This window comes from Deferribacter autotrophicus, assembly GCF_008362905.1.
GTDB lineage: Bacteria > Chrysiogenota > Deferribacteres > Deferribacterales > Deferribacteraceae > Deferribacter > Deferribacter autotrophicus.
This window is the reverse complement of the sequence record NZ_VFJB01000009.1, coordinates 94,618-115,014: the sequence shown is the minus strand read 5'-3', so window position 1 is coordinate 115,014 and position 20,397 is coordinate 94,618. Positions and strand designations below refer to the sequence as shown.

Genomic DNA, 20,397 nt, shown 5'->3' with positions numbered 1-20,397 from the left:
ATTTATGAAGAAAATTAGATTTTGGCTTTTAACTCTTTTTGTTTTCTTAATGTCATCACCTGTTGTTTTTGCTGCTGGGGAGGAACTTTTCGAGCTTAAAAAAGGTTTTAAATTAGTTCCTGCAATTATTATGATTGCTTTTATTGTTTTATATCTTGCAGTAGGTTGGATGATGAAGGTTCAGACCACAGAAGGTTACTGGGTGGCTGAACGTAACATTGGTAGTGTTGGTAATGGTATGGCAATTGCTTCAGACTGGATGTCAGCGGCATCCTTCATGGGTGTGGCAGGTTTGCTTTACCTGAAAGGTTGGTTTGGTCTTGCATATATTATTGGGTGGACTGGTGGATACGTTTTACTTCTTACACTTAGTGCTTCTCAGCTTAGAAGATTTGGTAAGTTTACAATTCCTGAGTTTTTAGGTGACAGATATAATTCTCATGGAATTCGTCTTATCACTGCAGTAGTAACTGTAATAATTGCTATTACATATTCTACTGCTCAGTTTAAAGGTATTGCTCTAATATCTGGTTGGATATTTGGAATGGGTTATGCTGGTTCAGTATTCTTTGCTGCTGGTATTGTACTTGTATATATGCTGATGTCTGGTCAGAAAGGTGTTACAAAAAACCAGCAAATTCAGTATGTTGTATTAATTACAGGCTTCTTACTTCCTCTTTTCATAATTTTTAGAAAGTATGCTTCACAGCTTGGGACACCTGGTATTTTACCACAAATTGAATATGGTTCTATTATTTCAAATTACATTGCTAATCCTTCCAGTGATAAATATGTTGCATACTATATTACACCTTGGGCAAAAGGTAACTTTTATCAGTTATTTGCTTTGGCAACCACATTAATGATTGGTACAGCTGGTCTTCCTCATATTCTTGTAAGATTTTACACTGTTAAAGATGAGGATGTGGCAAGAAAATCTGTTGTTTGGGGACTTTTCTTCATAGGTCTTCTTTACTGGTCATCTCCAGCTTATGCTGCACTTGGTCACTACTTCAACCCAGATGGTGGTAAAAAAGTAGCTGACGTTATTATCCTTTCAGCACCAGAAAGAGCAGGGCTTGGTCTCTTCTTCATGGGTTATCTTGCTTCAGGTGCTCTTGCAGCTGGTCTTTCAACTGTTGCTGGTTTGATGGTGGCGGGAGCTGCTGCTATTGCACATGACTGGTACGCCACTGTATTTAAGCCAAGCTCAAGTGAGAAAGAAAGACTTTTTATGGCAAGAGTATTCACAGCTGCATTGGTAGTTATCGTTATTTTTACAGCATTGAAGCCTCCTGCACTTATTGCGCAGATTGTGGCTATGGCTTTTGCGATAGCTGGTTCTGCCATATTCCCAGCAATAATACTTGGTGTATGGTATGGTAAATCCAATAAATATGGCGCAATGGCTGGTATGATTGTGGGGCTTGTTGGTGCAGTTGTGGCTATGATTGGCTGGATTAATAAGGTACCGTTCTTTGGTCCTCATGGTATCATGCCAGCTACAAGTTCAGCCCTTATCCTTGCACCATTAAACGCTATTGTTAACATTATTGTTTCAAATGCTACTCAGGAAAAACTTACAGAAGAAGATATTCATGCTGCAAATGAAGTATTGAAGGTAATGCACAATATTACTGAGTAAACAATAATAGAGGGAGAGGCATCACCTCTCCCTAAAATTTATTTTGGGGGTAGCAGATGACTGAAAAAGAGAAAATTTTAAGAGGTATTAAGATAAGAAAGTTTATAGTTAATGCAGCAATTGTTTTGGCTTTTTTTTCTATGGTACTGGATTTGATAATTACAAGAAATTTCTTTGTGCATGTAGGTGAATTGATGCTTGTAAGTCTTTTATCTTTCGGTTTTGCAATCTTTATGACGTACCAGATAAAGCAATTAAGAAGTAAACTTGAAGGGCAATAATATTTATTTTATAATTTAGTATGATTAATGATGAGATATTAAATCTGCTTACGAACTTTTATTTATTTCAAGGTATTGAACCTGATCGACTAAAACCTGTAGCTAAAAATGCTGAAATTGTTACTTTAAGTAAGGGTGATGTTATTTTTTATAAAGGTGATAAATATCACCGTGGTGTTTATTTGATTGTAGAAGGAACCGTAGTTTATAAATCTGATTTTGGCCATGAAGATATAGTTTTAAAACCTGGTGATTTTGTTGGCCTTACCACATTTCTTGGTAAATCCAAATATCTTGTAACAGCAATCTGTGAAGAAGACTCTACTTTAGTATTTTTTCCTGAAGTGTGTATTTATAAATTAATGGATGAATATGATGATTTTCGAGATAGATTCAATTCTATGGTACTTTATAGAATTTCTCAAATAAAAGGGGATAAGGGTAGTGAGCAGCTTTTGTCATCAACTTTTAAATCAATAGGTTCTTATATGAGTTCTCCTGTGATTACGGTAAATGAGAATGAAGGTTTAGTAGATGCCTGTAAGTTAATGTCAAAATATAGAATAGGCTCAATAGTGGTAGTGGATGATGATGAAAATGTAAAGGGGTTGTTATCATCAAAGGATGTAATTCACAATTTTTTTGATGATTTTGAAAATAATTTAAAAGATTTATCTCTTGCTAAATATATGGATCATAATCCTATAATGCTTCCTCCTGAATTTCCATTAGTGGAAGCATTTTCTGAAATTCAGAGAAAAAATGAAGATTATGCCATTGTTGCAAGACGCAATAAACCGTTAGGAATTATTTCAGGTAAGGATATATTACGAGTTCTTTTTAGAAATTCTTCCATTTTTTCAGCTACAATTGATTCATCATCTACACTTGATGAATTAAAAATAAATTTCAATGAGTTATACAAAATTGCTGAAAATATGATTAACAATTCGAAGCTCACAAGTGAAATTCTTCCTGTTATCAGTACGATGCATATAAGTATTCAGAGAAAAATTTATAATATTACAGCTGAACAATATTTAGAAGAGACAGGGGTGGATGTAAGACTTATAAAACATGCTGTAATAATTATGGGAAGTTGTGCAAGAAAAGAGGCAATGCTTGATCCTGACCAGGATAATGGTTTTATTTTTCCTGATAATATAACTGAGGAAGAAAAAAAATATTTGATGGAATTTGGAGCGAAGTTTTCTGATAATCTTGAATATGTTGGTTATGAAAAATGTATCGGTAATATTATGGTAACAAATCCAGAAATGGCAAATACTGTAAGTGGTTGGAAAGAATTTATTGGTGGATGGGTGGATAACCCTGGAGATAAGGGGATAAGATGGTCATCAATTGTTTTTGACCTTTCACTTTTGCATGGCGAAGAAAGACTTGTATGGGAGTTGAGAGATTTTATCCTTGAAAAAATTAGTAAAAAACCGGCTTTTCTTTTACAGATACTTGAAAGTGATTCTAATTTGAGGATTCCAATATCTATTTTTGGCAAATTTATTGTGGAGAAAGAAGGGAAATACAAAGGGAAAATAAATCTTAAAAGAGCTGCACTTTCTTTTATTGTGGATGTTACAAGAGCATTTACTCTCTATAAAAAAATGACAGCGCTAAATACTGTGGAGAGACTTAAGACTTTACAAAGACATAATGTTCTCTCAGAGGAGAAAACTGCAAACGTTTTGAATGCCTATGAAGTGGTAACAGATATCATTTTCAATAATCAAGTGATACAGGCAAAGAATGGAGAAGAGGTTAATAAATTTGTAAATCCGAATGAATTATCATTATTTAATCAGGAGAGATTGAAAGAAGCGTTGCATACCATATCAAAATATTTAACTACAGGTCTCAGATATTTTCGTGGTTCACCATTTTAGAGTGAAAAACAATTCTAAAATTTTAGCATGTAGCTCCTATCTTTCAAAATTAAAGTTTTATTACCTGATTTATCAATTCCATACACTTCAGGATAAAGCACTAAATAGTCTTCATGAAAAGGAGCTTGATTTTTCCCACCGAAAGCGTGATTATCACCAAATGCAATGTGAATAGTGCCATAAATCTTTTCTGATTCCAGAATATTATCAAGCATAATGGCTTTATTGTTTGTACCAAATCCAAGTTCGGCTACAAATTTGTTATTAGGATGACGATTTATCTTTTCAAGCATTTCATCCACATAAGGTTCATTTCCTGAGATTTCTTTAATTATGCCATTTTCAACAGTAATTTTGATTGAAGAGTCAAGTTTTCTGGTGGGTGCATATTCTAATATCAAGGTTCCATGGCTTTTACCTTCTACTGGTGCAAAAAAAGCCTCTCCAGCTGGAAGGTTGCTAAAACTACCTGGTTTATTAAGTTTTCCTGTGTCAGGAATGACGTTTCTATCTTCTTTTGAAATGTATATATTTGTACCATTATCACTTAGTATTTGAAAACCAACAAAATTATCTAAATAATCTGCAAGATTTGTGGTAAAATCTGAAAGTTCATTTATGTCTGCTGTCATGGATGTATTAAACATTTCTGGGTCAAATAGTGGCATACTAGCGTATCTACCACCAGCAATTTCTGTAAATAGTTTTCTAAAAAAAGTATGACTGGTTGAGAAATTTGTAATAGCCATTATTACATCAAAATTTGCTTTTCTTGAAAAAACAAATTTACCAATTAAACCTTTATCCTCTACTGTTAAACTTTTGGTTAAAAGTTTTTCAGACAAGCCGTGAGAATTTAAATAAGATATGAAATCTTCTCCAAAAACAAACTCCCATACCTTTAAATCGGGCTCTTTTCCATGCCCCTTTGTGGATGGATACTCCAATAAATAGGTGTTTTTATGCAACTTTTTTAACTCTACATAAAGGTTTTCCGTGAATTTGTTTAGTTCTTGCCATCTAACTTTATCTTTATCATTAACATCATTGATATCTTCAAATAATTCGGAAAGTATTAAAAGTCGTTCTTCTTTTTTCAATTCAAAAGCATTTTCAATAATATTTTTTGCCTGTACTTCTAGATTCATTATTCCACCTTCCCTTTCAAGTATGGAGCATATTTTTTATCTTCACCCATTATGTGCTTTATAAGCCATTTTTTTAAAAAATTCATTAAGTTAAAACCAATCGCTTCATCACCACTTTTGTATTTATTTATAAAATCAATTACAGTTGCTTTTAATTTTTCATGTATCTTATGATGGGTTTCATATTCAGGATAATTAAACTGCCTGAAAGCCTCTTCTTCTGAATCAAAGTGATACACAGTGTATTCAACTAATTCATTTAAGATATTTTCAAGAATTTGAGATGATTTATCAGCTTTTATAGCGTCATATAATTTGTTAATGATTTCTACTAACTTTTTATGTTGATTGTCAAATTTTGAAATACCTGTTTCCAGTTTTTCTGACCATTCAAAAAATTTTTCAGTGTGAACAATCTTGAAATAACCTAATTCCTGCATTAATTCTTCTGATATTTCAAGAAGATCATCGCTTGCCTGCTTTGTTTTAAGTGACAAGTCTTTTATGTTTGATATTTTTGTGGCTACATCTGATATGTTTTTAGAAATATCTTCGATTGCAAATGACTCTTCATTTATGGCAGTGGTAATAGTCTCCAGTTTTGTTTTTATTTCAGCAAAGGATTCATTTACTTCTCTAATAGCTGATATGGAAGTATTGGCTGTATTAACACCTTTGTCCACTTCTTCTATTTCTCTATTGACGACATCTATTATGTCATTGGTTTCTTTTTGAATATTTTTGATTGATTCTTCTATGAGTTTTGTGGAATCAGTGGTTTTGGTAGCAAGTTTTCTTACCTCATCAGCAACTACAGCAAAACCTCTACCATGCTCTCCAGCCCTTGCGGCTTCAATAGCAGCATTTAATGCTAAAAGATTGGTTTGGTCAGCTATGTCATTGATAGTAAGTATAATTTTACCTATTTCATCAGATAGTTTCTTAAAATTTGATACCTTTTCAGCAATTTGATTTGAAGTATAAGCAATGTTTTCTATTTGGTTTTTATTGTGTTCAATCATTTCAATAGATTTTAATAATTTTTCTTCGGCATGATTTGATGTTTCACTTATTTCAAATATGTTATCAAGAATGTTTTTACTTGTAGAATTTAGTTCTTCTGCAGCAGATGAGACGCTTTGGATCTCATCGTTTATGCTGACAATATTTGTTTCCATTTTTTCACTCGTTAAACTCAAATCTTCAGAAGCAGATTTTAATGTAATAGATGTATTGTAAAAGTTTTTTATAACTTCACTGAATTTTTCCATTGAATCGGTAAAGTTTGTAACCAATTCTGAAAGCTCGTCATTACTTGGTATATCAATTTTTTGAAATTCAATATTACCTTTTTTAATTTCTTCAGTATATTTTTTTAAGATATCTAAGTATTTGAAGAGATATTTTAGAATAAAAATAATGACTGATACAGCTGAAACAGTGCCTATGAGCATAAGAATAGCATTTATGTAAATTATTGTGTTTTTATCAAATGAGTCAGTTGTCAAAGAATAGATATTAAATAGACCAATGATACCTCCAATAATTCCTACGAATAAAATTCCAATTGCTATTTTGATTTTCAAACTCAATTGCATAAGTTCCTCCAATTGTGTTTAAAGATATTTTATTATAAATCGAATCTTTTTCAAGAAGATTAACACTGGCGTCACCCCATTTTTTACAAAACTTTTTTTAATGAGTTTGTGGGAAAACATTTTTCGGGTTCAAGTTCCCATAAAACCGCCATGGATGGCGGTTTTAGAGGAACTTGCCTCGGAACAAAACTGGACGTTTTGTGAGAATGTTCCGTGTTAATTGTCAACCATTTTCTGTAACCTCTGTTAAATTTTTTAAATATTCTGGATCATATGGCCTACCGTTTTTTAATACACCAAATATTTGCCTTATCAATTTATTCGCTACTGCTATTATCGCCAATTTCTTCGCTTTACCTGATGATAAAAGCCTTCTATACAAATTTGAACAAAATTTATTATACCGTATCGCTGACAATGAACATACAAACAATATCTTCCTTATATAAGCATTTCCTCTCCTTGATATATGTCCCCTTCCCCTTACAGATGTCCCAGATTCCCTAATAGAAGGACACAAACCTATATAACTAACAACCTCCTTCGCCCTCTTGAAATTACGAAAACACTCCAATTTGCCCAACACTATCGACGCTAACTTCATACCTACTCCAGGAATACTCATAACTAACTCATATTCCTCTCTATAACGACTTTTCAACAAAACCTCTAGTTCCTGCTCCAATTTCTTAATCTTGCTCTTATAGGCGGAAATTACATCTTTATAACACGATATAACCTCTTCTTGTTCATATGGCAATTGGCTAAATCCCTCTATCTGATTATTCAATCTATTTATCTGAGATTGAAAATCCTCTATTGCTTTTAAACGACTATCTATCTCATAATATAATTCATCCTTAGGTTTAAATCTCCATTTATAACCATATTCCAGCCCATATTCCGCTATCAATTTGGAATCCGATTTGTCTGTCTTTGCCTTCCTTAAATTCATATCTGAATATTTCTTTATTGACATCGGATTAGCTACACTTACTTCGTAACCTAACTCCCTACTCAAATGGGTGGCTAATTTTAAATGATATACTCCTGTACTTTCCATCATAAAAAGTACTTTCGACCAATCTACTCCTTTTACTTTCTTAAGAAAATCTTTAGTAAAAGATCTTACACTATTGCTCGTCTCGTAATACTTGTGCGTAGATCCATCATAAAAACTTATTGACAATGTCGACTTTGATACATCAATACCTACCACATTTTCAAATCTTCTCATTTTATAATGTCTCCTATATTTTTTCTTGAGCTTTGCTTCCCTTTATACTATCATCGCAACATAATACAGGCTCGTAGCCTAATGTTCCGTCCAGTATTTGGAAAGCTGAAGGTGGGGACAACATTCTCAACGGTTTCTTACAACCAATGAGAAAAATGTCCTTGTTCACCTTCAGTGCTCCATACATTACATAACCTTTTTTTAACTCTTTGTTAATTGTTTATTCCATATTTCTAATATACGATGAGAAAAATGTTTTCCCACAAACAATTCAACATAATTTATTGATATATAATTATAATTCAAAACAGCCTCCGAAAAAATGGGGTGACTCCAGGATTAACAAGTTTTACATAGTCGTACTTACAACCTTTTTCGACCATAGTCTGATCTCTTAAATGCGATTAAGTCAGAGTTAAATAGTTAACCAATGTAAGTGCTAGTTAATCGGTACTGAAAAAGGGTATTAGGGGTAGTAAAGGTAGTAGAGGTTTTAGGGGGAAAAGAGGAAATGGGGGTAGGGTGAGGTTAAGGTTAAGGTTGAGGGGAAAAAATTATAGAAAAGGCTGAGAGAATTTATTTTCTTTTTCTTAAAAACGAAATTGCAACAATACATTGGGATTTTTTTTTAAGTAAGCGATAATTACATAAATACGTAGTTCCAGTTGACGGGGATTGTTATTTTCAATCCTTTGTTGTCACAATATACTTTTTTGTGTTGAATTCCGTATTCAAAAACCTTATAGGTTATTTCAACATCTTTTTTACAATATTCTATAATTTTATCAAAATTACCTTCTTTATACCATTGTAATGATTGCAGCCCATCAGCACATTTTTGAATATTCAATGTGGCTTTAGCAATGTTGTTTAAAGAAAAACGCTTTCCTGTGATATTTTTAATATCGTGCAGTATATCTAAAATTATAGAATGCTTTTTATTTATGCTTAAGTAAGCACTCAATACCTTGAAGTCAAAATTAATGATATTAAAACCGATGAGTGCTTTGGCATTTTTTATAATATCTTCAAAGAATCTCATATCTTTTTCATAAAATATTAGATAGTCATCCTTTTTAAAAGAATAGGCCACGAGGATTGCTACTCCCATTTTATGAGCATTTTTCCATCCGCCCACTTCATTGGCCGAATATTTTGTTTCAATATCAAATACAAGTATGTCATCTTTATGAACTGAGTTTGATACTTTTTTTGTGTCAGATTTTTTATTTAAAATGAATTCAAGAAGAGCTGTTGCGCCATTTTTATCAAGGGGGTAGTTACCTGATCCACATTTTGGGGAGATGATGCATGCTGGACAACCAGTTTCACACTGGCAGTTTTTTATATTTAACAATGTGATTTGAAGAATTTTTTCTATTTTATCAAAAACACGTTTTGTTATACCAATACCACCTGGGTATCCATCGTATAAAAAGATAGATATTTTTCCTGTTTGTGGATGGGCTGGATATGATATACCACCAATATCATTCCTATCGCAAAGAATTTCGGTGGGTATCATTGCTATAATTGCATGCTCTATCGCATGAATTGAACCCATTAGGTTACCGATTAGTTGAGTTTCAGGTATCTCTATTACAATACCTTTAGTTTCAAACTGGATGGGTTCTGTTTCGATATCCACTTTCCCAAGTTTTTCTCCTGTTTTTTCAGCGATTTTTTCATAACCTGTCAAATGTTCTGTCACAAGGAGATCAACATATTTGCAGTTAAAATTACTTATATTTGTTTCTTTATGAATTTTTAATATTGCAGTTTGTTTTTCTACCAGGGGGCGTGTGTAGTAATTTGGATTTGCAGGTTTGACGTGTATTTCCCTTTTTGAGTGGTCAATTTTTTCCACTATGAAGGTTTCTCCTCGGTGAAGATAGATGGCACCTATATGATTTTCAGTATATGCTTTTTTTGCAGAATTTGTGCCTATGATAATATTGTTCATCATAATGGTGTAAGTGTTACCGCTTGCCCTTAAATCCACTTCCTTGTGGGGGTAGTTTTTGAAAGTGACGATAACTCTGTTCTCTTCATCCTGAAAAAGTTCTTTTGATTCAAGCATATTATCAATGATTCTGGAATAATGATTGTAATAATATTCGCTATTACTTATCGGCTTTTCAAAGGCTGCACATTGAATGTGTTGTTTTTGAATAATTTCGTTGTCTATATCAATTAGGGCATCCTCAAAGCTCGAAGATAAAAGTTTATCGGGATTTTTTACAAAGTATTGATCGAGGGCATCGTTGGTAGCAATTAATATAATAAGGCTTTCGTTGCCGTTTCTGCCTCCTCTTCCTGCTCTTTGCCAAAGACTCATAAGGGAGCCCGGAAAGCCTAAAATGATTGTGGCGTCAATTCCACCAATATCTATTCCAAGTTCGAAGGCACTTGTGGCGATTACACCTTTGAGCTTACCGTCTCTAAAATTCTTTTCAATGGCTCTTCTCTCTTCAGGCAAAAAACCGGCACGATACGATGATATGGAATCTTTTTTAACATTTACGTCAGAGATAAGTCTTCTATAAATCGTTTCGGTTTGAATTCTTGATTTTGTAAAGCAAAGGGTTTTAATTCCTGATTCTATAAATATTTTCATAAAATAAGAGCTTAAATTTGCAGCAGGAACGGTTTCCGGATTGAAAAAAAGAAAATATTTTTTACTGGAGGGTGCGCCATTTTCGTTAATATGTTCAAAATCTATATCAAAAAGATCCCTTGCAAACTCCTTTGCATTACCAATTGTGGCTGATGCTGTGATGATTTGTAGATGAGGTAAAAAACGTTTTAACCTTTGAAAAATATTTCTTACGTGTGAGCCGAAAACACCTCTATAAATATGCAGTTCATCTACTACAATGTATTTTAAATCTTTTAGAAAAGTTTCCCATTCCGTGATTTTGGGTAATATAGAATAATGTAATATATCCACGTTAGATATAATAATATCAGGTGGATTTGTTAAAATTTTTCTTCGCTTTTTTTTGTCTGTATCTCCATCGATCACTTCAACCTTAAAATCAAAAAGAGGTATTTTATTTGCAAAATCTTCTAATTTTTCTTTTTGGTCATAACCCAAGGCTTTTATAGGAAAAAGATAAAGGGCTTTTGATCCGTTTAGATAGATATCTTCCAGTATGGGAAGATTGTAGCATAATGTTTTTCCTGAAGCTGTGGGGGTGGTAATAAGAACGTTTTTACCTTCTTTTATTAATTTGTAAGCTTTTGCTTGATGGGAGTAAAGGTGGGATATTCCCATCTCTTTTAATGTTTCTTTAAAAATTTGATTTTCTATGATTTCTAAGTCTACAAAAGAGCCTTTTTGTTCTTCCAAAATTTTTTCAAAAACAAGATCATTTGCAAATTTACCGTTTTTTATATACCTGACAACAGATTCTATCATAATACCTGAATAAAAAATCCTTTGAGATAAAATGTTTCCTTCATTTTGGGGTTGACCGGATGATCAAAACCTTGTGATAGCTTGGAGAGAATTTTAAACTTTTTACCAGCTGTTTTTGCTGCATTATTTAATATCCAGTGAAATTTTTCTTCATCTACATGCTGCGAGCAACTGCATGTAAAGATAAATCCATTTTTTTTCACAGACTTCAACGCCCATTTATTTAAATTAATATATCCTTTGAGAGCCTCATTTAATTTTTTCTTAGATTTTACAAAGGCCGGTGGGTCTATGACAAGAACATCAGGCTTCTCATTACTTTGGGCTAGATTCTTTAAAAAATCTATGGCATCCATTTTTATAAACTCTGTTTCTGCCTTGAATTTATTCAATTTTACGTTTTCCTCAGCACATTCAAGGGGGAAAGCGGAAATATCTACAAAAGTAACCTTTTTAGCACCGTTTTTTAATGCGTTTAATCCCCATCCTCCTATGTAAGAGAATACATCTATCACATAGCTATCTTTTGCCACAAATTGCATTAACTTTTTGTTTTCCCGTTGATCGAAATAATAGCCGGTTTTCTGACCTTTAAGAATATTTACATACATTTTTATTTCGTTTTCTTCAAAAAATATGTCACCATTAAATTCGCTATTAAGAGATTCTACCGAAAGGGGTAACGTCTCGAGAAGCCTTGCGTTGTTATCATTTTTCAATACGATATTTATATTATTAGAAAATATTTCTTTTAGGGCTGTTATAATGAGATCTTTATTTTTATCAGCCCAAAATGTATTCAATTGAATGGAGAAGATGTTATCGTATCTATCGATTATAACACCGGGGAAGAAATCACCTTCACTAAACAGTAATCGATAATAAGGCTTGTTATACAATTTTTTTCGCAATGAAAGTGCTGTGGTAATTCTATTTTTTACGAAATCAATGTCAATTTTTGTATCTTTTTTACTTAGGATCCTGGCACATATAAGAGAATGAGGATTGACATATCCGATTCCCACAAAGTCTTTGGTATGTGTAAAAATTTTTGCAAGTTCACCAGGAACAAAATCTTTTAGGTTTTCCACTTCGTTTGAAAATATCCAGAGATAACCAGTTTGGACTCGTCGTTCAAAACCTTTTTTCAAGAAAAGTGACTTCATAAGATTATTTTAAACAATAAACGAAAAAAAAAGTCAAATGAAAAAGAATTATTATTTTTTTTCATTATAAAAGTGAGTTTTTATTTTTTTATGAAAAGAGAAAACTAAAAGTAAAAGATTTGCCAGTGCCACACTTGATAAAATTATAAGCATTCTCATATAAGGTTCATGAAAATGCAAACGAATAATTGACAGTTTATAAGCAGTGATTATCCATATAATTGTGCCGAGTACAAAGGAGATTTGAAGTATATACATTGCAAATTTGTTTTTTATAAAAAAGAGCAGAATCATACTCATAAAAATTACGGTTAAAAAGATATTTCCTCTTCTTAAAAAGTGGGCAGCATTGATAAGCTCTGTTATTAATAGAATAATAAAAAAAATAGTTTTTATTTTTCTCCCTCCATTACAGAATAATAAATGTTTGATGCTTTTACTACTTCTGTAAAATTTACATACTCATCTCCAGTATGGGCACTGGATAAATCTCCTGGACCTAAAATAATAGGTTTAATACCTGATTGCCATAAAATTGGAGCATCGGAATCACTTTTAAAGAGTGAAGGGGTAAAATCGATGTTTTGTTCATTGTAAATTTTCTTCAGTTGTTTTGGTAAATATGCTTTTTCGGATAGTTCGTAGCCATGATGTATCGTTTCTAATGAAAATTTTATTTCTTTATCATTAAACTTACTATAAATTAATTCTTCTATTTCAAAGGTTAATGTACCTATAGGGTATTTAGTGGGTAGATGTAAGTCAAGGTATGCTTCACATCTATCAGGACTTGCAAACCCAGCCTGTGAACTATTAAAATCCCTAATATTGTAAAGGATATCTCCTTTTTTATCGATATAGTTTATTATCAGGTTAAGGCAGTCCATCATTAATTTTACTGCATTTTTGTCAGGTTTTGAAATGGATGCGTGTAATTTTTGTCCGTAAGTTACCAGTGACATCTCTACATAGCCATAATGACCAAAACATGGATTTAAACTTGTAGGTTCACCTATAATTGCCCAATCAAAGGAATATTCACGGGCAAGTTCAAAAGCACCGTCACCAGATTCTTCTTCTCCCACAACAAGTGCAAGTGAACAAGGAAAATCTGATTTGTTCTTTTCTCTATATGTTAAAAATGCTTCAATCATAGCGGCACAGCCACCTTTCATATCTGCAGAACCAAGACCATAAATTTCGTCGTCGTATATGTCAGCTTCATAATTTTCATAGTCAAAGGCAGGTACGGTATCAATATGGCCTACAAAGACGAGATCACATTCCCCTTCTTCAGGAAGAACTAAAATATTGCCTCTTGAATCTTCAACCTCTTGATATACAAAATCAATATTATATTTTTTTAAAAAATCTTTTAAGAAATTTATTATTTCTTCTTCTTTACCTGATGGACTGTAAATATTGATCATATCTGTAAGTAAATTCCTAAGTCGTTCTACATTTATCATCTGTTCTCTCTTTCTTTTAAATAAAGTGTTAAATAAATTTGTTCTTTTGGTTCACTAAAACCTTTATTTCTAAAGAAATTTAATGCTTCTTCGTTGCTTTTTTCAACATCTACAAAAAGAGTTACAACGCCATTTTTTTCCATATATTTTTTAAATTCGTCAAAAAGTTTTGATGCTACTCCTTGTTTTTTATATTCCTCATCTACGCACAACCATACAAGATAACCATATTTTATTAGTGCTTTATTGACCACATAAGAAAGTATAAAACCTGCGATTTTACCGTCTATTTCAGCTACAAAGCAGCTTTCTTTATCATTTATAAAGAATTCGGCGACTTCATTTTCATCCCATACCCTGTAGAGATTTGGGTAATTTTGTAAAGTAAAGACCTTTTCTCCAAGCTTATAAATATGCGGTAAATCATCAATGGTTATTGTTCTAATTACTATGTTTTTCATACAAAATCCCATTATATAGTAATTTAATATGGTCTAAGTAGATTTATAAATCAATTCTAAATTTAAGCTATAAGATTATTTTTTGAAGATATGGTGTCTAAGGAAGGAAATTTATAACAAATTCTTAATGTATGTATACTAATTTATTCTTAGTACTTAATATGCATCATAGTATACATTCTTTAAAAAGAGGGGGGTGCCCATACCCCTCTAATTTCTATCTTCGTCATAATTGTCTGGGAAAGGTCCCATTACGTAGCCCCATGGATTAACATGAAATTCAAATTTATTGCCTGCAGAATCTACAACATCAACTTCGTACATTGTTCCCATTGGCATTCTGAATTTCTCAACTTCTTTTATTGTGTAACCTTTAAAATATTCTTCCAAAACTTTTTCCACTGCTTTTTTTGCATCTTCTTCTGTGATCTGTTTTACGTTACCTTGAAAACCTGTACCGTAACCCATGCAATAGCCTGGACCATAGCCATAGCCAGCACCTGGGGCATAACCTTGATTGTAACCAGGTCCCATCATACCATGACCCATCATTCCAGGTCCCATTCCGTATCCATAACCAAAACCTCTACCGAATCCTGGCCCGTGAGCAAAAGCTAAAGTTGCTCCAAAAACTACGATTGTTGCTAAAATTAACAGTTTTTTCATAACTGCACCTCCTAATGTATTTTTTATCAACGTTTACATTTATATTTAGAGCATAAAGGATGCCAGAATGCCAAAAGTTGATAACTGGTTGATATTAAAGGGAATAGCTAGAATAGCGTTACTTGGAAACTGTGTAAATATTACGCAACTGTGTAAATATTACACATAAAGTGGGTAGGAATTTTCTTGCTTACTATTTCTTACTATTTAAGGTGTTGGGATAAAATTTTTGGATGTTATTAAAGTTTAATAAAGGTAGTAAAGGTTATAAGAAACTTTGTGGATGTTATCACCCTACAAAACTGTCTCTCATTTCCCCTAACCTCGATTTAAAATACTTGACATTTTTCTAAAAAAAATATAAAGCAATTGAGCACTTGCCGAAGTGGTGGAACTGGTAGACACGCAGGACTAAGGATCCTGTGGGAGTAAAATCCCGTGGGGGTTCGAGTCCCCCCTTCGGCACCATCTCATCTTTTCTTTTTAATATGTCAGCATAGAATTGAGATCTTTTTATTTTAGTATCTTGTAGCTTTACCTACCTTTTTATTACCCTTATTACCCTCATAACCTTTAATACCTACTACTCCAAAATAGTTATCAGCTATTGCTAAAAACTCAAAAATGTTTTAGATTTATTCTATGAAAATCAGGAATGTTGCTTTTAAGAAGTTTTTTGAAAATTATGATGATTGGTTTATTGAAAATGAGAATCTATACTTATCTGAGCTAAAAATCTTTCAAAAGTTAGGTATTGGAGGGGAATCTGTTGAGATTGGTATAGGCACCGGCAAGTTTGCCAGACCTCTTGGGATAAAATATGGCGTTGAGCCTACAAAGGAGATGTATGAGAAAATAAGAGATAAAGTAAACATTGTGGAGGGAGTAGCAGAGTATTTACCTATAAAAACCGGAGTGATGAATTGGACTGTAATGATTACCACAATCTGTTTTGTAGTAGCCCCATTATTATCCATCAAAGAGATGTATAGAATTTTAAAAAAGAATGGCAAATGTGCTTTGGGTTTTGTGGATAAGGATTCTCCCATTGGTAGGCTTTATCAGAAAAAGAAAGAAAAAAGTAAATTTTATAAAGAGGCAACATTTTTTGGTACGAGCGAGTTACTAAATATGATGAAAAGTGTCGGATTTACCCATCTTAATGTATGGCAGACTCTTTATGGTGATTTTGATGAAATTAGAAATAATGTTCAGGAGCCTAAGGCTGGTTATGGTGAGGGGAGTTTTGTGGTGATAGTGGGGGAGAAGCTATGAGTGTGAAGAAATTTGATAAAACAGCTTTTACATATGACTGCAAGCCGATGCATGTAGAAAGGGCAAAAGCAGTTGCTGATGCTATTAAAAGGATTGTACCTATGCAGAAAGATTGGAAATTGGCGGATTTTGGATGTGGGACAGGATTACTTGGATTTAATTTTGTTGATGATGTAAGAGAAATTGATATGATTGATTTATCTGAAAATATGTTAAGTGTTTTGAAAGAAAAGCTGGAAAGCTTGCAACTTTCCAATATGAATCCAAAATTGGTGGATATCTTAGATGAAAATATACCTATAGACGAATATGACATGGTTATTACTTTAATGACATTTCATCACATTGAAGATTTAAAAGGTGTGTTGGAAAGGCTTTCTAGTATGTTAAAACCAGCTGGATATCTTGCCATTGCAGATTTGGAAGAAGAGGATGGAACGTATCATCAAGATGGGGATACCGTTCATAATGGAATCAATCAAAAAATGTTAAAACAGTTAGCGACAGAATCAGGATTAAAATTTATTCAAAGTGATATCCCATATATTATAAGGAAAAAGGTGAGAGGAATTAACAGAGAATATCCTGTTTTTTTGCATGTTTATAAAAAGGGGGGGGGATTATGAAAGAAAAATTGGATAAATTAAAGTATTTGGCCAAATTGCAAAATACAGAATCTGATTTACCTAATTATTTGTTAGATAAGATATTAAAAATTGAAAAAGTAAATAATGAAAAATTGCTGGATGCATTAATTGAGTATGTGGAAAACTTCAATCCTGAGGCAGGTTTAGGCTGTTTTTCAGATGGATATTCTGCTAAGGATATAGAGGAAATGCTTAAAAAATTATAAGCAAATAATTGATAAAATTATAAGTTTTTGGATTAAGCCAATAATAATAATTTTTATATTTTTGATAAGAGCAAAGCTAATATTTGTTGGTAAAGGTTTTTAAGGTTATTTAATCGAAAAAATAGGTGGAAAAATTTTTAATAAATGGTCAAATGCTAATAATATAAGGAGAGAATTTATAATGAAAATCTATACCTGTTATATATGAAATAATGAGCATATGCTATTTATAGAACGATGTTATAAATTGTTTGACATCATTGCTTAATTTGTATATATAAAAATTCGAGGTTAGATATGGCTAGACCACCAAAGAAGAGAAAAGTTAAACATAGACCGCGTTTTTTTGAGTTTGGTCCTTATTGTAATTTTTACGAGCATATTCGTTCAATAAATTTGTCAGTGGATCAGCTAGAGGCAATGCGATTGGCTGATCTTGAAGGGTATTCACAAGAAGAAGCCGCTGAAGTGATGCATGTATCCAGGCAGACTTTTGGTAGGATTGTGGAACAGGCTCGTAAAATTGTTACAGATGCATTAGTAAATGGTAAAAGAATAACAATAACTTATGATGATTACATCGAGTTTATACCTAGAGAAGTAAAATGTATTGAATGTGGGTATGAATGGGTTTTAGCTGATGGTATTGAAGATAAAGATATAGTTTGTCCAAGTTGTGGTAAGAGTGAAGTAATAAAAAGACAGCGTTGCGGCGTTTATTGTCAGTGTCCATTAAGAGTGAATTCTAAAATCTAACTTTTAAGCAAAAAAACTTATTAATTTTAGCAAATGCCAAAAATAATATACTGTTCTATATTATTGGCATATCCTATTAATTTACCTAGCATAATCTCATAACCTATTGATAAACAAGTAAATTTAATATTGACATTATTATAATATAGTTATATTCGGATTTATCAAAATCCATAAAGGAGGTCATAACCATGTCTTTATTGAAAACGAAAGTTTCAAGGAGAAAGTTCCTTGGGCTCACGAGCGGGGCATTGGCTTCAACTTTAGTAATGTCAAATTTTGGTGTTTTGAAAAAGGTTGGGGCGTCAGAGGAAAAGGGTAATTCGAAGTATGGCAGAAAATTTGTTCCTTCCACTTGTGCCATTTGTGTTAACAAGTGCGGTTTTATTGCAGAAGTTGATAACGGTGTAATAAGAAAAATTAACCCTAATCCAAAGTTTTTCAAGTCACGTGCAATGATATGTGCAAGGGGTAATGCTGGTGCTAAAGTTCCTTATGATCCAGACAGGCTAAAAAAGCCTCTTATTCGAGTAGGTAAGAGGGGCGAGGGTAAATGGAAAGAGGTTAGCTGGGAAGAGGCTTACGACTATATCGTTGATAATGTCGTTAAGCTGGTTAGAAAATACAAAAACAGATCAACCATTGCTTTCGCATCAACAGAGGGGTTTCAAGAAGAATATTTTATTGATCTTGCAAATATTATAGGTACTACAAATACTGTAAGACACCCCACCCTTTGTCTTGCATCTAATATTCAAGGTTATTCTTCTGTTTTCGGGACCTTTCCAGATGCAGATATTGCTAATGCAGAGTTTGTAATAATTGCAGGTTCAAACAGAGCTGAAGCTATAGTTACTCCGGACACTATCGATATGGCTAAAAATCATAGGAAACAGACATTAATATATATAGATCCAAGAGCTACTAAAACAACCGCTTTAGCTGACAAGTGGTATCCAATTAAGCCTGGTACCGATTTGGCTTTGGTTTTGGCAATGATCCATGTGATTATTAAGGAAAATCTTTACGATAAAGAATTCGTTGAAAAATATACTTACGGTTTTGATAAGCTTGCTGAGCATGTAAAACAGTATACTCCAGAATGGGCAGAAAAAGAGACAGAAATACCTGCCAGTGAAATTTACTGGCTTGCAAGAGAGTTTGCCAAACATGCTCCAAGATCTATATGGTATCCTGGAAGAAGGAGCTCTTTCTATGCTAACGATGTATATTATAGAAGGGCTTGTGCAATCTTAAATGCAATATGTGGTGCATGGGATAGACCTGGCGGTTTGATTCCAAAATCAAAGATACCTTTGAGAAAGTATGAAATAGAATTTCCAATTTTCGATTGGACTAGAGATAGAATTGATGCTGGTAAAGTACCTTTCCTTGGTGATGTTTTGCCAGAAGAAGATAAAACAGATGCAGGTCTTCCAACAGACTCATGTCAATATCTATCTGAAAAAGACGGTAGCTGGATACTTTTTAGAGAAGCTATTTTAAAAGGTGTACCTTATCCTGTGAAAGGGTTGTTTGTATACAAACAAAACCCTGTTGAGTCGGTGCCAAACAGAAAGAAAACATTGCAGATGCTTGAGCAGATGGAATTTATCTGTACTATTGATGTGGCAATGAGTGATACTGCCTGGTATTCCGATGTGGTGTTGCCTGAATCAACTTATCTTGAAAGATGGGATCCAGTTCACTCATTAAACGGTGTGGTACCTATTGCAGTAATGAGACAACCAGTAATTGAACCTCTATTTGATACAAAGTCTATGTTTGAGATTATGTGTAATCTTGCTCACAAATTTATGGAAAGAAAAGATTTCTGGGAAGATACCTCTGAAGAAGATCTTGAGATGTTTAAAGAAACATGTTTGAAAAGATTGACTAAAAATCCTGTAAAAGATTTTGCAAAATATCAGGTTTCCAAATATCCAGGTGCCTTTGAGCAGTTGTTAAAAGAGGGTGTATTTTATTTAAGTGACAAACCAAAATATGGCAAAACATTAAAAGATGGGTTTAGATTTAAAACCAGAACAGGTAAGATTGAACTTTATAATGTGAAATATGAAGAAAAAGGTTTGCATCCATTACCTGTTTACACAAGACATACCGATCCAAAACCTGGCCAATTTAGATTTGTTGTAGGTAGACATGGTCAATTTACCCATGCTTCAACACAGAATAACCCATGGTTACTTGAAGCGTACGGAGATAAAGAGAATGCTGTTTGGATAAATGCAAAAGTAGCTGCCAAAATGGGTATTAAGGCTGGAGATAAAGTAAAAGTTAAAAGCCCTGTAGGGGAGCAGATTGTTAAAGCGTTACCTACAGAGTATATAAGACCGGATGTGGTATTCTATGTTCACGGTTTTGGTAGACTTTCAAAAGGATTGTCAAATATTTATCGTGTAGGTGCTTCTGATGCAGAGATTATTGTAGATTATATGGAATCTATTTCAGGAAATGCAGCTATGCATGAAACATTTGTAACTATAGAGAAAATTTAAT

At 32.9% G+C, this 20,397-nt stretch carries 16 protein-coding genes and 1 tRNA gene; 9 read left to right on the top strand and 8 right to left on the bottom strand.

Annotated elements, in window-relative coordinates; all coding sequences use genetic code 11:
- Positions 1–4: 4 nt before the first annotated feature.
- Genes FHQ18_RS10970 through FHQ18_RS10960 form a run of 3 tightly spaced genes read left to right on the top strand, consistent with a single transcriptional unit; the run spans position 5 to position 3,827 of the window.
- Entirely contained in the window at positions 5–1,645 is a 1,641-nt protein-coding gene (locus FHQ18_RS10970; protein ID WP_149267221.1) for a sodium/solute symporter, read from the top strand.
- Positions 1,646–1,701: 56 nt separating this feature from the next.
- A complete protein-coding gene (locus FHQ18_RS10965; RefSeq protein ID WP_149267220.1) occupies positions 1,702–1,926 on the top strand; it encodes a hypothetical protein in 225 nt (74 codons plus the stop codon).
- 20 nt (positions 1,927–1,946) lie between these two features.
- Positions 1,947–3,827, top strand: coding sequence for a putative nucleotidyltransferase substrate binding domain-containing protein (locus FHQ18_RS10960; RefSeq protein ID WP_149267219.1), 1,881 nt, complete (start codon positions 1,947–1,949; stop codon positions 3,825–3,827).
- A 14-nt stretch (positions 3,828–3,841) separates the two neighbouring features.
- Here FHQ18_RS10960 and FHQ18_RS10955 read toward each other — a convergent pair whose 3' ends face one another.
- From FHQ18_RS10955 to FHQ18_RS10920, 8 genes are all read right to left on the bottom strand, one after another.
- Complete coding sequence (locus FHQ18_RS10955) at positions 3,842–4,975, bottom strand: aminopeptidase (RefSeq protein ID WP_149267218.1); 1,134 nt, start codon at positions 4,973–4,975, stop codon at positions 3,842–3,844.
- Positions 4,975–6,573, bottom strand: a complete 1,599-nt coding sequence (locus tag FHQ18_RS10950; RefSeq protein ID WP_149267217.1) for a bacteriohemerythrin — start codon at positions 6,571–6,573, stop codon at positions 4,975–4,977. The genes FHQ18_RS10955 and FHQ18_RS10950 overlap by 1 nt, the downstream gene beginning before the upstream one ends.
- Before the next feature lie 223 nt (positions 6,574–6,796).
- Positions 6,797–7,810, bottom strand: coding sequence for an IS110 family RNA-guided transposase (locus FHQ18_RS10945; RefSeq protein WP_149265152.1), 1,014 nt, complete (start codon positions 7,808–7,810; stop codon positions 6,797–6,799).
- 643 nt (positions 7,811–8,453) lie between these two features.
- On the bottom strand, positions 8,454–11,231 hold the full coding sequence (locus tag FHQ18_RS10940; protein WP_149267216.1) for a DEAD/DEAH box helicase: 2,778 nt from the start codon (positions 11,229–11,231) through the stop codon (positions 8,454–8,456).
- Positions 11,228–12,397, bottom strand: a complete 1,170-nt coding sequence (locus tag FHQ18_RS10935; RefSeq protein ID WP_149267215.1) for a class I SAM-dependent rRNA methyltransferase — start codon at positions 12,395–12,397, stop codon at positions 11,228–11,230. The genes FHQ18_RS10940 and FHQ18_RS10935 overlap by 4 nt, the downstream gene beginning before the upstream one ends.
- Before the next feature lie 392 nt (positions 12,398–12,789).
- Positions 12,790–13,866 (bottom strand): M20/M25/M40 family metallo-hydrolase, encoded by a 1,077-nt coding sequence (locus FHQ18_RS10930; RefSeq protein ID WP_149267214.1) that lies wholly within the window; start codon positions 13,864–13,866, stop codon positions 12,790–12,792.
- A complete protein-coding gene (locus FHQ18_RS10925) occupies positions 13,863–14,327 on the bottom strand; it encodes a GNAT family N-acetyltransferase (protein WP_149267213.1) in 465 nt (154 codons plus the stop codon). Before FHQ18_RS10925 ends, FHQ18_RS10930 begins: the two co-directional genes overlap by 4 nt.
- A 210-nt stretch (positions 14,328–14,537) precedes the next feature.
- Positions 14,538–14,993, bottom strand: coding sequence for a PepSY domain-containing protein (locus tag FHQ18_RS10920; RefSeq protein WP_149267212.1), 456 nt, complete (start codon positions 14,991–14,993; stop codon positions 14,538–14,540).
- Between the two features lie 379 nt (positions 14,994–15,372).
- Here FHQ18_RS10920 and FHQ18_RS10915 point away from each other — a divergent pair.
- The 6 genes from FHQ18_RS10915 to FHQ18_RS10890 all read left to right on the top strand — a co-directional run bounded on the left by FHQ18_RS10915 (position 15,373) and on the right by FHQ18_RS10890 (position 20,396).
- Positions 15,373–15,461, top strand: a tRNA-Leu gene (locus FHQ18_RS10915).
- Between the two features lie 174 nt (positions 15,462–15,635).
- Positions 15,636–16,268: a class I SAM-dependent methyltransferase gene (locus FHQ18_RS10910; protein WP_149267211.1), complete on the top strand. Its 633-nt coding sequence runs from the start codon at positions 15,636–15,638 to the stop codon at positions 16,266–16,268.
- Positions 16,265–16,894: a class I SAM-dependent DNA methyltransferase gene (locus FHQ18_RS10905; protein ID WP_149267210.1), complete on the top strand. Its 630-nt coding sequence runs from the start codon at positions 16,265–16,267 to the stop codon at positions 16,892–16,894. The genes FHQ18_RS10910 and FHQ18_RS10905 overlap by 4 nt, the downstream gene beginning before the upstream one ends.
- Positions 16,891–17,121 carry a GSU3529 family protein gene (locus tag FHQ18_RS10900; RefSeq protein WP_149267209.1) on the top strand — a complete coding sequence of 77 codons (231 nt, stop codon included), beginning with the start codon at positions 16,891–16,893 and terminating at the stop codon, positions 17,119–17,121. Before FHQ18_RS10905 ends, FHQ18_RS10900 begins: the two co-directional genes overlap by 4 nt.
- Positions 17,122–17,418: 297 nt before the next feature.
- Positions 17,419–17,877 carry a DUF134 domain-containing protein gene (locus FHQ18_RS10895; protein ID WP_149267208.1) on the top strand — a complete coding sequence of 153 codons (459 nt, stop codon included), beginning with the start codon at positions 17,419–17,421 and terminating at the stop codon, positions 17,875–17,877.
- Positions 17,878–18,068: 191 nt separating this feature from the next.
- Complete coding sequence (locus FHQ18_RS10890; RefSeq protein ID WP_149267207.1) at positions 18,069–20,396, top strand: molybdopterin-containing oxidoreductase family protein; 2,328 nt, start codon at positions 18,069–18,071, stop codon at positions 20,394–20,396.
- Position 20,397 lies beyond the last annotated feature (1 nt).

Bases quoted from the DNA above. Each gene is read 5' to 3' on its own strand.
- FHQ18_RS10970 (WP_149267221.1), top strand. From the start codon at position 5: ATGAAGAAAATTAGATTTTGGCTTTTAACTCTTTTTGTTTTCTTAATG.
- FHQ18_RS10965 (WP_149267220.1), top strand. From the start codon at position 1,702: ATGACTGAAAAAGAGAAAATTTTAAGAGGTATTAAGATAAGAAAGTTT.
- FHQ18_RS10960 (WP_149267219.1), top strand. From the start codon at position 1,947: ATGATTAATGATGAGATATTAAATCTGCTTACGAACTTTTATTTATTT.
- FHQ18_RS10955 (WP_149267218.1), bottom strand. From the start codon at position 4,975: ATGAATCTAGAAGTACAGGCAAAAAATATTATTGAAAATGCTTTTGAA.
- FHQ18_RS10950 (WP_149267217.1), bottom strand. From the start codon at position 6,573: ATGCAATTGAGTTTGAAAATCAAAATAGCAATTGGAATTTTATTCGTA.
- FHQ18_RS10945 (WP_149265152.1), bottom strand. From the start codon at position 7,810: ATGAGAAGATTTGAAAATGTGGTAGGTATTGATGTATCAAAGTCGACA.
- FHQ18_RS10940 (WP_149267216.1), bottom strand. From the start codon at position 11,231: ATGATAGAATCTGTTGTCAGGTATATAAAAAACGGTAAATTTGCAAAT.
- FHQ18_RS10935 (WP_149267215.1), bottom strand. From the start codon at position 12,397: ATGAAGTCACTTTTCTTGAAAAAAGGTTTTGAACGACGAGTCCAAACT.
- FHQ18_RS10930 (WP_149267214.1), bottom strand. From the start codon at position 13,866: ATGATAAATGTAGAACGACTTAGGAATTTACTTACAGATATGATCAAT.
- FHQ18_RS10925 (WP_149267213.1), bottom strand. From the start codon at position 14,327: ATGAAAAACATAGTAATTAGAACAATAACCATTGATGATTTACCGCAT.
- FHQ18_RS10920 (WP_149267212.1), bottom strand. From the start codon at position 14,993: ATGAAAAAACTGTTAATTTTAGCAACAATCGTAGTTTTTGGAGCAACT.
- FHQ18_RS10910 (WP_149267211.1), top strand. From the start codon at position 15,636: ATGAAAATCAGGAATGTTGCTTTTAAGAAGTTTTTTGAAAATTATGAT.
- FHQ18_RS10905 (WP_149267210.1), top strand. From the start codon at position 16,265: ATGAGTGTGAAGAAATTTGATAAAACAGCTTTTACATATGACTGCAAG.
- FHQ18_RS10900 (WP_149267209.1), top strand. From the start codon at position 16,891: ATGAAAGAAAAATTGGATAAATTAAAGTATTTGGCCAAATTGCAAAAT.
- FHQ18_RS10895 (WP_149267208.1), top strand. From the start codon at position 17,419: ATGGCTAGACCACCAAAGAAGAGAAAAGTTAAACATAGACCGCGTTTT.
- FHQ18_RS10890 (WP_149267207.1), top strand. From the start codon at position 18,069: ATGTCTTTATTGAAAACGAAAGTTTCAAGGAGAAAGTTCCTTGGGCTC.